Here is a 12,714-nt window from a genome sequence, read left to right as displayed (position 1 = left end):
CTTGAATCGCACAAAGAACACATATTCCACAGAGAAGTACTGAAAATAAACCGAATAAACTTCTCTCCATGCCTAACCATCTCTTCTTTCATAGGTTTTTATTGTAAAATCATACGGGTTTTTCTCGTCTTTTGGACGTAAATTGGCGCTTTGTAGCTGAAATTTCTCCATAGGAAATGCTTTCGGAAAATACACATCGCCATTAAATTGACCGTGAATATCTGTCACTATTAATGTTTCAATGTAAGGTGCAAAAGCAGTAAAAATTTGTCCCCCACCAAGCACAAATAGTGTCTGCTCCTGCTTGTTATACCAATCTAGGACATCTTCCACACTGTGTAAAATGTTAACACGTTCACTCTCTAGTTGATAGGTTTTATCCGTTGTCAAAACGATGGTGTGACGATTGGGAAGAGCACGTTTACCCATGCCGTCGAAGGTTATACGTCCCATCACCATCGTGTGACCTGTTGTCGTTTCTTTGAAATGAGCGAAGTCAGCTGGCAATGACCAAGGAAGTCTATCACCTTTTCCAATCAATCCATTTTCATCTTGAGCCCAAATGGCAACAATCTTTTTAGTCATTTTCTCTCACTTTCCGTCCTATCATTCTATCAAAAAAACATGAAAAATGCACTTACCAAGTAGGCCAAGCGCAAATTTTTATCATGTTGAAACTATCACCAACTCCTCAGAGATAGGGAGGAGTCCGAGATTCGTAGAATGTGAACCTCGCTGGTGTTGGAAAGCCCCTCATCTTAAATCGCTAAGTCAAAATTAAGTTGCGGTTTAACTGGCTTCAAAAGTCTGAGTATAGACTGTTGAAGGTTGGAAGTGAAACAGGTCGGGGAATTGTTTCAGCCCGAGCCTAAAAATAAAGAAGCGAGGTAAAAGAACGAAGTTCTTCACTGCTAATCCAGTTAAATTGCTAGATCGAATTTTAACTGCGGCTTAACCGGCTCATAGTCCACCAACTCAAAATCTTCTGCTTTAATATCAAAAAAGTTTGTTCCGTCTGGGACGTTCAAGACCAAACGAGGCTCTACTTCAGATGGTGTACGACGGAGCAATTCTTCAGCTTGTTCAAACTGATTGTCATAGATGTGAAGATTGTTGATGAAATAGAAAAACTTCCCAACCTTCCAGCCAAAATGTTTAGCAATCATCATCTGAAGGGCTACATACTGCATCGCGTTGATATGATGGGCTACTAGCATATCATTTGACCGCTGAGTTAGAGTTGCATCCAGGTAAATCTCCCCATTCACTCGTCGAACGTCAAACATAGTCTGAAAGGCACATGGCAAGAGACCTGCAGATTGGTCAAACGCTTCATAATCCCACAAAGAAATCACATTGCGGCGATTCCATGGATTTTCCTCCAATTGCTTGAGGATTTTTGAAATGATGTCATGTTTTTTCACAATAGCACCGTAACGTTCACCGATTGTCCCTGTCCCTTCAACTTCCCAGTCATTCCAATATTGGACACCGTATTTTTCCTGTAAAACCGACAAATCATTGGTCTGGTCTTGGTAAATCCAGAGAATTTCCTTGATGGCCGACTTAATTGGAATAGGTCTAAGTGTTGTAATAGGAAACTCGCCCTTAGACAAATCATATTCAGCAAAGGCACCTGTAACGTACTTGGAATTAGCTACATTTCCATCCTTGTAACGTGGGCGAGCATTTTCTGAAAAAACGCCCTCTTCCATAATCTTACGAATGTTTTCTTTAAAAATAATATCTGCTTTAGTCATGGTCTTAGTATAGCAAATTCTAGCAAAAAACTCCAGTTTTGCACCGGAGTTCTCATTTGAAAAAGAATGAATAAAAATTAAGGTGGAACAAACCAGATAGGGCAGTTATTAGGCTGAACTGTATAAAATACAAGGCAACCAAGAGAACACTCAACAATATCTGACGAACATTTTTAGTGTAAATAGCCGTTGGTAAGCTGGCTAGTCCGAAAAATGGAATGATGAAAAATGTTAGTTTAAAATTCACATTTACAATATCAAACCATTGCCCTATTGGCAAAAATAGCATGACGAAGAGAAAAATTGCGATACCATACAAAACTAGATTTAATCTTTTTAGTAAAGTCAGGTTCATAACCGCTCCTTCTAGGGGCCAAATATAAAGTAGCCAATACCGAATATCAGAGGAAATGAGATTATTAAGAAGATACTAATCAAACCAGTCCACAATTTTTTATAATAGATAGATAGTATGAGAATTAGAGCCCCCAGTAGAGGGAGAATCAACATGGTTGCTACGTTTCCCCAGCTAGACGGGAAAAACCAGTCACGAATCCAGTTATCAAGGAAAAAAGCAGATAACAAAATCAATAAACCAAGAATGGTCAGATAGTTGATTATTTTAGACATGTTTACCTGTTTCATAAGGTGACACTCCTTTCTCTTTACACTTTCATTGTACGCTTAAATACTACATTTTTCAATATATGTATATAAAGAAAATGTGACAGCGGAATTGAAAAAAAGCAGAGTTTCCCCTGCTTCAGTTATTATTTCAAAACAAGTGATGCTGCGCCCAATACACCTGCATCATTACCACGTGTTGCCAAAACAATTTGTGTACTTTCCTTAATTTGTGGGAAGCTATTTTCAGCAAAGACCTTACGAACGCCATCCAATAAGAACTCTCCCGCAGCTGATACACCACCACCCAGAACGATGTAGGCTGGATTGAGGACTGCAGCAATGTTTGCACAAGCAACACCTAAGTATTCTGAGAAGTGACGGTAGACAATCAAAGCCAAGTCATCGCCTTCTTTTGCCAAATCAAAGACATCTTTAGCCGTTACATCTTGCCCATCATCAATCATTTGTTTCAGTTTTGCATCGCCTGCGTATTGGTCCGCATAACGACGGCTAAGGTTGACAATACCTGTCGCTGAAGCCACGGTTTCCAAGCAACCTTTCTTACCACAAGTACATGCAAATGGCTCATCAAAGTCAACTGTGATATGGCCCAATTCGCCACCAGCGCCTTTGACACCACGAATCAAGTTTCCAGCAGCGATGACTCCGCCACCAACACCTGTACCAAGCGTCATAAAGACAACGTTTGGATTGTTGTTTCCAGCACCAACCCACTGCTCACCTAGAGCTGCTACGTTTGCATCATTGTCGATAAAGAATGGTAAACCGAGCGCAGATTCAAACTGATCTTTAACCAATTGCAAGGTCTTCCAGTTGAGGTTATAGGCTCCGATAACAGTGCCAGCTTCACTATCAACGATACCAGGAGACCCCATACCAACACCCAAAAAGTCATCTTTTGTCAAACCATGGGTTTCAAATCGCTGCTTGATACTGTCAATAATATCAGGTACAATGTGACTTCCCTCATCCAAAATATTGGTCTTGATAGACCATTTTTCTTGAATTTCTCCTTCAGTAGTCAAAATGGCCAATTTAACAGAAGTTCCCCCAAGGTCAATACCGATAATTTTTTTAGACATAATCATCACCTCAAATGTATTTTCTTTATTATAACACAATGCAAAGGTTTGCGTAAAGCCTTTGCAAAAATTTGTACGGATAAAAATAAATTGCTCTATCGAAAGAGATAGAGCAAAATTAAAAATTGAATATGTAAGATAAACCTTCCAATGGAAAAGAGCATAACTGTCGTAAAATTACTACCTTCTTTCGTTCCATTATAGAGAAAAAGAGTAGAAATAAAGGTAAATCCCAAAGCAAACCCCACCATCTGCAAGTCGTGATAAGACTGACTATAAAAATACAAGGTGCTTGTCAGCAATATCATGGATAGGATAGTTAAAATCAAGCGCAATGTATTCATTTTTTGGGTCTTTAGATAGCTAAACAAAGCCGCTCCCAAGGTCACCAAGAGATAGATGACCATATATGACATGACAAGAACTTTCATCTAGCCCTCCAGTTCGCTCAAATACTCATACCGCTCATATTTTTCCAAGAGCAGGTCGTTTTTCTCATCCAATTCCTTCTGCAAATCGGACAATTTTGTAAAATCACTACCACAGGTCAGCATTTCCGCCTCGATTTTCGCAATCCGCTCCTCCAAGTCAGCAATATCCTCTTCGATGGTTGCCCATTCCTGCTTCTCAAAGTAGGACATCCGCTTCTTGTTCTCTTTGACCTTCTCGGTTTTCTCCTTTGGTTTTTCCAAGGAAATGGCAGAGCTGGAAGCCAGAAAGGCCTTCTCATCCAGATAGTCTGTGTAGTTGCCAAAGAAAGTCTCTATACCGCTATCTTCGAAAGCCAAGATTTTATTGGCTACCTTGTCTAGGAAATAACGGTCGTGACTAACGGTAATGACTGGACCAGTAAAGCCCTGCAAGAAATGTTCCAAGACTGTCAGAGTCGCTATGTCCAAGTCGTTGGTCGGCTCATCTAGTAAGAGAACATTGGGCCGTTGCAAGAGAATCTTCAGCAAATAAAGTCGCTTCTTCTCCCCACCAGACAACTTTTCAATCAGGGTACCATGGGTATTACGTGGGAAGAGGAATTGTTCTAAGAGTTCGGCAATAGAAACCATACCAGATGTCGTCTTAGCTTCTTCTGCCACTTCCTGCAAGAAATTGATGACCCGCTTGCTTTCGTCCAAGCCCTTGATGGTCTGAGAAAAATAACCGATACGGATAGTTTCACCAATATCTACCTTACCGCTGTCTGCCTGCAAATCACCTGCAATAAGATTGAGTAAGGTAGATTTTCCTTTACCATTATCACCGACAATTCCTATGCGGTCCTTGTTTTGAATGAGCAGGTTAAAGTCTTTTAAAATGGGCTTGTCAGGATAGGAAAAGCTGACATTTTCAAAGTTAATGACTTTTTTACCGATACGAGAGGTTTCAAAATTGATTTCCAGTTCGCTATCGTCTATCTTGTTGGCTAAATCGCCTTTGAGGTCATGGAAACGATTGATACGGGCCTGTTGCTTGGTTGCACGAGCTTGAGGTTGTCTGCGCATCCAAGCCAGCTCTTGTTTGTAGAGCTGCTCTTTCTTATGGCGAAGGGCGGCATCTCGCTCGTCCTGTTCTGCCTTCAAGCGAACATAGTCCTGGTAATTTCCCTGATATTCGGTTAAGCTGGCGCGGTCCAATTCAAAAATCCGTGTCGCCACATTGTCCAAGAAATAGCGATCGTGGGTAATAAAGAGAACAGACTTTTTAGTATTTTTCAAGAAAGTCGTCAACCACTCAATGGTATCAATGTCCAGGTGGTTAGTCGGTTCATCCAGCAAGAGCAAGTCAGCATTGCCAAGGAGGACTTGGGCCAATTGCACTCGTCTACGTAGACCACCCGATAACTCAGCAACGGTTTTGTTGAGGTCTGTTAGCCCAAGTTTCGACAAGACAGTCTTGACCTGGCTTTCAATCTCCCAAGCATTGAGAGAATCCATCTCAGCCATGACTTTCTCCAGTCTTGCTTGACTGGCTTCATCGTAATGAGATAAGAGCAGCTCGTATTCACGAATCAGCTGGGTTTCACGGAGGTCAGATGAAAGAATGGTGTCTAAAACTGTCTTACTTTCATCAAAATCAGGTTCCTGGGTCAGATAGGCGATTTTATAGGCATTTTTAGTGCGAAAAGGCGACACGTCTCCATCAAAACCGATGCGACCTGACAGAACATCCAACAAAGTCGTCTTTCCAGTACCATTGACCCCAATAATCCCGATTCGGTCGCCCTGATGGATGATGAAAGACAAATCAGCAAAGACCGTTTTATCACCGACAGATTTAGTCAGGTGTTCAACGATAAAATCACTCATTCTCTAAAATTCCTTTCACAAATGTCATAATCGCTTGCTCTTCGTTTTCCAGCTGTCCTTCCACAATCTGGAATTCCACCTCTTTGAGTAGTTCTCCTAGTACTGGACCAGGTTTGAGGTCAAATGCTTTCATCAGATGACCACCATTGACAACAATTTCATGCTTGTCATGGATAGTCAAGGCTTGGTCAATCTTGTCAATTGCTGCAAAATCTGTAACAAGACCTTGTGCTTGACGGAGTTCCTCTACTAAGTACAAGAATTCTTTGCCATACTTGAAACAGATTTGCTTGGTAACAGGTCCTTCTTGGCGGAGCTGGTAAATCTCTACCAACTTGACCACGCTGCGTTGGAAATCATTGCTGGTTTTCCATTTTTTCAGGAAGGACTTGATGTTATCAATACCTAGGCAGACAAAGAGCAGGGCCCAAGCTTGTTCAGATGTCGAAAAGCAAAATTCCTCTGTCAGACTTGTTAGCATGGCCTCTAATTCATCACTTTTTCCAGCTAAATCAGGCAAGAAATTGTAAGCCTTGGAATCAATCATAGCGCGCAAGCCTTTTCGCCAAAAGTCCGCCATCAGGAGTTTATCAAACTCGATAAAACTACGTTCCACCGAGATTTTTTCCAAAAGCGGTGCGGTTTGAACCATGGCTTCAAAGGTCGTCGGTTCAATCTCAAAGTCCAAGGTCGCCGCAAAGCGAAATCCACGCATGATACGGAGAGCATCTTCGTTGAAACGCTCAGCCGGGATGCCTACAGCCCGTAGGGTGCGGTTTTCTAAGTCATTCATCCCATCAAAGAGGTCAACAATCTGTGCATCTTCATCCAGAGCAAAGGCATTGACTGTGAAGTCGCGACGTTTGAGATCCTCTTCTAAGGAACGCACAAAAGAAACCTGACTCGGCCTACGGAAGTCGACATACTCCTCCTCTGTACGAAAGGTGGTGATTTCATACTCCTTTTTCCCCTCTAATACCAACACCGTACCGTGTTCAATTCCGACATCAATAGTCCGTGAAAAGATTTGTTTCGTTTCCTGAGGGTAGCTGGATGTCGCAATATCGACATCATGAATAGGCCTACCGAGAATGGCATCACGAACGGAACCGCCAACGAAATAAGCCTCGTAACCAGCTGCTTTAATTTTCTCTAAAATCGGCAAAGCCTCCTGAAACTCAGAAGGCAGATTGTTTAATTTCATAATAAGTGTTCCAAACCATAAACGAGTTGTGAGCGTTTGACTACCTCTTTAATGCCGAGATTGACACCGCCCATAAAGGAAATACGATCGTAAGAGTCATGACGAATGGTCAAGCCTTCTCCCTGTGCCCCAAAAATCACTTCCTGATGGGCAACAAGGCCTGGCAAGCGTACTGAGTGGATACGGAAGCCGTCAAATTCTGCACCGCGAGCGCCAGCAATCAGTTCTTCTTCATCCGCTGCACCTTGAGTCTGTGACGGACGGACTTGTGAAATGAGTTCGGCCGTTTTGACAGCCGTACCACTCGGTGCATCCTTTTTCTTATCATGGTGTAATTCAATGATTTCAAGATTTGGGAAATACTTGGCTGCCTGTGCTGCAAATTGCATAAGCAAGATAGCGCCAATAGCAAAGTTAGGAGCAATCAAGCCTCCCAAGCCCTTCTCAGCAGACAAGGCGGTTAATTCTTCAATTTCTTCTGGGGTAAAGCCCGTTGTTCCAACCACAGGTGCAAAGCCGTTCTCCAAGGCAAAGCAAGTGTTTTCATAAGCAAATTTTGGCGTTGTAAAATCCACCCAGACATCAGCTTCTAGGCTGGCAACTTCTTCTTTGGTCTTGAAAACAGGAACACCATCTACTTCTGTTTCTGTCGCAAATGGGTCTACCAAGGCAGCCAGACTAAGTTCTGCGTCACCCTTGACCATCTCAACAGCCGTTGAGCCCATTTTTCCTTTGAATCCTGCGATAATTACCTTAATTGTCATGCAAACTCCTATTCAATAATGGGAGAAATACCAAAGGCCACTGCCCCTTCTCCCAAGTGCGTACCGATGACCGAACCAAATGACACGATTGGTAAATCGCTACCGACACCTGCTTCTTCCAACTGCTGTTTAAAGTTTTCAGCCTTCTGAGGTGCGTTGGCGTGAATAATAGCAATCTGATATTGTCCTTCTTTGGTTTGTTCTTGGAGGATTTCCAAGAGTCGCTTAATGGCCTTCTTCTCCGTCCGAACTTTTTCATACACTTCAATCTTACCCTCGCCTGTAAAATACAGAATAGGTTTGATGCTCAAAAGATTGCCAAGCAAGGCTGCACCATTGGACAAGCGACCACCTTTTACCAAATGATTGAGGTCATCAACCATGATGAAGGCTGTAGTCTTCCCAATTTCTTGGTCCAATTTCCCAGTAATCTCTTCAAAACTAAGTCCCGCATCAGCCCATTTGAGAACATTTTCGACCATCATGCCTAAAGGAGCCGATGTGATTTTGGTATCTGGAAAGGCAACGGTTAATCCTTCAAATTCATCAGCCAAATATTGAATATTTTGATAAAAACCTGAAATACCTGATGACAAGAATAAGCCAAGTGCGTGTGTATAGCCTTTCTCTGTTAATTTAGCCAGAATTTCTTCTAGTTCCATCAAACTCGGTTGACTTGTTTTAGGTAATTCTTTCGATGAAGCCATTTTTTGATAAAACTCTTCAACCGTCAAATTTTGCCCTTCGATATAATTTTCCCCATCGATGCTGACTGGAATACTTAGGACAAACAGGTCATCCCGCTCAATACTTTGAACATTCAAAACAGCCGATGAGTCAGTTATAACTGCTAATTTCATATTAAAACTCCAAATTCACTCCTGGTGCATCAAAGGCGATTTCAGTAACCTCATAAGTCATTCGTTTTAAAATGTCCAAAAGAGGCTCTACCAAAACACGTTTTTCCTCATCAGTAAATTCAGTTGGCTCTTCTACCAATCGATTTGGTAAGTGAACGGCCTGACTCATGGCACCTGAAATCACAAAATGATCTAGTACAATCATAAAGCGCAAAATGGTAATCATCGATGTTCGATTTTCTGCACGATTTTGCTCAATCAATTGAAAGTCAACTTTCAATTTTGTTTCCGGAATTCCGTTCTCTTTTTCCCACGCATGATTGCGGGCATCAAAATGATACTGATTGACAAATTCTTTATCGCGAATGATTTCCATTTCAAGACTCCTCTAATAACAATAATACTCACATTATACCATAATCCTCGTGAAATAGCTAAAAAACCTTGCCAGAAGCAAGGTTTCAATTAAAATTATTTAGCTTTACGAAGTGCTCCGTAAAGGACACCTGATACAACCGCACCGATCAAAACATAGGCGATGTAAAGCAATGGATTAGATGTCAAAGCGATAACGAAGATACCACCGTGAGGAGCCATCAATTGGATGCCTGACAAACCAACCAAGGCACCTGCAAGGGCAGAACCAGCGATAAAGCTTGGGATTGCACGAGCTGGGTCAGCAGCACCAAACGGAATCGCACCTTCAGTGATGAATGAAAGCCCCATAACAATGTTTGTCAAACCTGAGTTACGCTCTTCTTGTGTGAATTTGTCTTTGAAAAGAAGGGTTGCAACGAATACTGCCAACGGTGGAACCATACCACCTGCCATTACCGCTGCCATGGCAACAGAACCACCATCTGCAACAGTTGCTGCAAGTGTACCTGTACCGAAGACATAAGCTGCCTTGTTGACTGGACCACCCATATCGACTGCCATCATACCACCGAGGACAAGGCCGAGGAGAATAGCAGAGCTACCTTCAAGACCTGCAAGGAAGTTGTTCATACCTGTGTTGATTGCTGCCATTGGGATGTTAACGAAGAACATCAAGAAACCAGTGATTGCTGTTCCCAAAAGTGGCAAGAGCAAGATTGCATTCAAACCTTGGAGTGATTTTGGCATATTACGCAAAGCGTTGCGAAGAACGAGCACTACACCACCAGCAAGGAAACCACCAACAAGGGCACCCAAGAAACCAGATGATACACCTGCAAGAGCAAGCGTTTCTTCACCACCAGCTGCGTAAGGAATTTTACCGAACGCAAGACCGCTACTAGCAATTGCACCAGCTACGAAACCTGCAACCAAACCTGGTTTTTCAGCGATTGAGTAAGCAATATAACCTGCTAGAAGTGGCAACATGAAGCCGAAGGCTGCTCCACCGATCTTCATGAACATAGCTGCGATTTCATGGTATGAACCAAGACTACCAAGGCTGTCTTGTGGCACACCTAGAGCTCCATCGAATAGGAAGGCAAGGGCAATCAAGATACCGCCACCGATAACGAATGGCAACATTTGAGACACACCACTCATCAAGTGTTTATAGAACGCTTTGCCAAGACTGAGTTTTTCTGAAGATTCCACAGTAGCTGCTCCTTCTGACGCAGTGTAGGCTGATGCTTTACCATCCAAGATAAGGTTAATTAATTTTTCTGGTTGTTTGATTCCAGCTGCAACTGGCCGAGATACCAAAGGTTTGCCATTGAAGCGAGGCATATCAATAGCCTTATCTGCTGCGATGATAACACCTGCTGCATTCTTAATGTCTTCAGCGGTTAGTTTGTTTCCAACACCTGAAGCACCGTTGGTTTCAACCTTGATGTCAACACCCATCTCAGCAGCTTGTTTCTTAAGTGCTTCTTCTGCCATGTAAGTGTGGGCGATACCTGTTGTACATGCTGTAACAGCAACGATAAATGGACGGTCACCATTTGGTGCTGCAACTACTTCTTCGGCAGCCTTATCTGCTGCTTCAGCTTCGTCAAAGACTGAAATGACTTCTTCTGGGCTAGAAACACCACGAAGTTTGTCAGCAAATCCAGGCTTCATCAAGTATTTAGACAATTCAGCAAGGGCAGCCAAGTGTGTATCGTTTGCACCTTCTGGAGCTGCAATCATGAAGAACAAATCAGTTGGTTGACCATCAAGACTTGCATAGTCGACACCTTTGTTTGATTTTGCAAAGAGAACAGTCGCTTCTTTTACAGCCGCATTCTTAGCGTGTGGCATTGCGATACCGTCACCAAGTCCTGTTGTCGTTTGTGCTTCACGGTTCATGATACCTGTTTTGAATACGTCAAAATCCGTTACATAACCTTTATCAACCAAACTAGCAATCATTTCATCAATAACTACTTCCTTGCTTGTCGCTTGCAAATCAAGTAACATGACATCTTTTCTCAAAACGTCTTGAATTTTCATAGTGTTTCTACCTCAACTTTTTCATAAGTTTCCTTAATAAATTCGATACTTGCCAAATCATCTGAAAAGGCTGTTGCCGTACCGCAAGCAACTCCCCATTTGAGGGCTTCGATTGGGTCTTGTGAGCGAACGTATTCACCTGTAAAACCTGCCACCATGGAGTCTCCAGCTCCGACAGAGTTTTTCACTGTTCCCTTGATTGGTTTGGCAAAGTAAGTAGCTGCTGGAGTGACCAACAAAGCCCCATCCCCTGCCATAGAAATGATCACATTCTGAGCACCCATTTCTAAGATTTTCTTAGCATAGGTCTCGATGTCTGCGATGCCATTCAACTCGACATTGAAGATTGCTTCAAGTTCATGGTTGTTTGGCTTGACCAAGAGTGGCTGGTGTGCTAGTGAGTCAAGAAGTGTTTGACCTTCAAAGTCACAGACCACTTGCGCTCCTGCTTTTTTAGCCACAGGAATCAGCCTATTGTAGACTTCATTTCCAAGACTAGCTGGAGCAGACCCCGCGAAGACAACGGTGTCTTCTTTGGTCAATCCTGCTAAGACCATTTCTAATTCGGCCAACTGTGTATCTGTCACAATCGGACCCAAACCGTTGATTTCTGTTTCTTGGTCAGCTTTGATTTTCACGTTAATACGTGTATCTTGATCAACCTGAACAAAATCAGTATCAATTCCTTCGGCAATCAATCCATCTTTGATGAACTGACCTGTGAATCCCCCAAGGAAACCCGTTGCTGTATTCGGATAGCCCAATCGCTTCAAAACACGGCTAACGTTAATTCCCTTACCGCCGGCATACTTATCGTCGCTCTCCATACGATTGACACTGCCCGTCTCGACATGTTCTAAACGAACGATATAGTCAATCGCTGGATTGAGCGTAACTGTATAAATCATACCTCGATTACCCTCGTTTTCTCTTTTATGATGTCCAACAAACTGCTTTCTGAAGATTGGCAGATAATGTTGGATTTTTCGATTGCCGCAACTTTAACAAAGGAGAATTGACCAATTTTAGAAGCATCTGCCAAAACATAGCTTTCTTTAGCATTGTCTATGATAGTGCGTTTGATGGTCGCTTCTTCAATATCTGGCGTTGTAAAATAGTTTTTATCAATACCATTCATCCCCAGAAATGCCTTATCAAAATTGAGCTGTCGAATTTGTTCCAAAGCTACTGCTCCAACGGAGGCATCTGTTGATTGCTTAACAAAACCACCTATAATGATTGTTTTTATCTTGTGTTCAACCAGCCTCACTGCGTGGTGAATAGAATTGGTAACGACTGTCAGATTTTCCTGCTGAAGATAATCAATCAGTATCCCTGTGGTTGTACCTGCATCTAAAAAAATTACGTCTCCGTTATCAATCTGTCGAGCTGCTCTTTCCGCAATCTCTCGTTTTTCTTGAACGTTTTTGACAGATTTTTCTAGAATAGACTCTTCAAGTTGCAAATTTCCTGGCGCTTCAGCACCGCCGTGTACACGACGAAGCTTACCTTCGTTTTCCAACTCGTCCAAATCCCTACGTACAGTAGACTCAGATGTATCAAGAACTTCGATTAATTCCTCTAGCCGAACAAACTGTTGAGAGTGTATTCGCTCCAATATAATCTGTTTTCGTTCTGATTTGAGTATGTTCAACACCTCCTGCAATCG

14 protein-coding genes are annotated in these 12,714 nt (G+C 42.4%); all 14 read right to left on the bottom strand.

Features of this window, described 5'->3' with window-relative positions:
• Positions 1 to 72: 72 nt before the first annotated feature.
• Entirely contained in the window at positions 73 to 585 is a 513-nt protein-coding gene (locus ODU37_RS03945; protein WP_398580420.1) for a dihydrofolate reductase, read from the bottom strand.
• 335 nt (positions 586 to 920) lie between these two features.
• A complete protein-coding gene (locus ODU37_RS03940) occupies positions 921 to 1,760 on the bottom strand; it encodes a thymidylate synthase (RefSeq protein WP_029171793.1) in 840 nt (279 codons plus the stop codon).
• A gap of 52 nt (positions 1,761 to 1,812) precedes the next feature.
• Complete coding sequence (locus ODU37_RS03935) at positions 1,813 to 2,115, bottom strand: hypothetical protein (protein WP_044671131.1); 303 nt, start codon at positions 2,113 to 2,115, stop codon at positions 1,813 to 1,815.
• A gap of 11 nt (positions 2,116 to 2,126) precedes the next feature.
• Entirely contained in the window at positions 2,127 to 2,405 is a 279-nt protein-coding gene (locus tag ODU37_RS03930) for a hypothetical protein (protein WP_012775087.1), read from the bottom strand.
• A 125-nt stretch (positions 2,406 to 2,530) separates the two neighbouring features.
• Complete coding sequence (locus ODU37_RS03925) at positions 2,531 to 3,490, bottom strand: ROK family glucokinase (protein WP_249562390.1); 960 nt, start codon at positions 3,488 to 3,490, stop codon at positions 2,531 to 2,533.
• A 95-nt stretch (positions 3,491 to 3,585) separates the two neighbouring features.
• Complete coding sequence (locus ODU37_RS03920; RefSeq protein ID WP_023370404.1) at positions 3,586 to 3,921, bottom strand: hypothetical protein; 336 nt, start codon at positions 3,919 to 3,921, stop codon at positions 3,586 to 3,588.
• Positions 3,922 to 5,790: an ABC-F family ATP-binding cassette domain-containing protein gene (locus ODU37_RS03915; protein WP_249562389.1), complete on the bottom strand. Its 1,869-nt coding sequence runs from the start codon at positions 5,788 to 5,790 to the stop codon at positions 3,922 to 3,924.
• Positions 5,783 to 6,994 (bottom strand): CCA tRNA nucleotidyltransferase, encoded by a 1,212-nt coding sequence (locus ODU37_RS03910; RefSeq protein WP_249562388.1) that lies wholly within the window; start codon positions 6,992 to 6,994, stop codon positions 5,783 to 5,785. The genes ODU37_RS03915 and ODU37_RS03910 overlap by 8 nt, the downstream gene beginning before the upstream one ends.
• A complete protein-coding gene (gene dapB / locus ODU37_RS03905; RefSeq protein ID WP_024395560.1) occupies positions 6,991 to 7,758 on the bottom strand; it encodes a 4-hydroxy-tetrahydrodipicolinate reductase in 768 nt (255 codons plus the stop codon). Before dapB ends, ODU37_RS03910 begins: the two co-directional genes overlap by 4 nt.
• An 8-nt stretch (positions 7,759 to 7,766) precedes the next feature.
• Positions 7,767 to 8,618, bottom strand: a complete 852-nt coding sequence (locus ODU37_RS03900; RefSeq protein ID WP_014637961.1) for a DegV family protein — start codon at positions 8,616 to 8,618, stop codon at positions 7,767 to 7,769.
• Between the two features lies 1 nt (position 8,619).
• Complete coding sequence (locus tag ODU37_RS03895) at positions 8,620 to 8,994, bottom strand: DUF1149 family protein (RefSeq protein WP_002934959.1); 375 nt, start codon at positions 8,992 to 8,994, stop codon at positions 8,620 to 8,622.
• A 95-nt stretch (positions 8,995 to 9,089) separates the two neighbouring features.
• Positions 9,090 to 11,045, bottom strand: coding sequence for a fructose-specific PTS transporter subunit EIIC (locus tag ODU37_RS03890; protein WP_105159036.1), 1,956 nt, complete (start codon positions 11,043 to 11,045; stop codon positions 9,090 to 9,092).
• Positions 11,042 to 11,953 (bottom strand): 1-phosphofructokinase, encoded by a 912-nt coding sequence (pfkB, locus tag ODU37_RS03885; protein ID WP_015646871.1) that lies wholly within the window; start codon positions 11,951 to 11,953, stop codon positions 11,042 to 11,044. The genes ODU37_RS03890 and pfkB overlap by 4 nt, the downstream gene beginning before the upstream one ends.
• Entirely contained in the window at positions 11,950 to 12,699 is a 750-nt protein-coding gene (locus tag ODU37_RS03880) for a DeoR/GlpR family DNA-binding transcription regulator (RefSeq protein ID WP_105159037.1), read from the bottom strand. Before ODU37_RS03880 ends, pfkB begins: the two co-directional genes overlap by 4 nt.
• Positions 12,700 to 12,714 lie beyond the last annotated feature (15 nt).

This window comes from Streptococcus sp. 2021WUSS109 (assembly GCF_044427305.1).
GTDB lineage: Bacteria > Bacillota > Bacilli > Lactobacillales > Streptococcaceae > Streptococcus > Streptococcus suis.
This window is presented reverse-complemented; position numbering and strand designations above follow the sequence as displayed.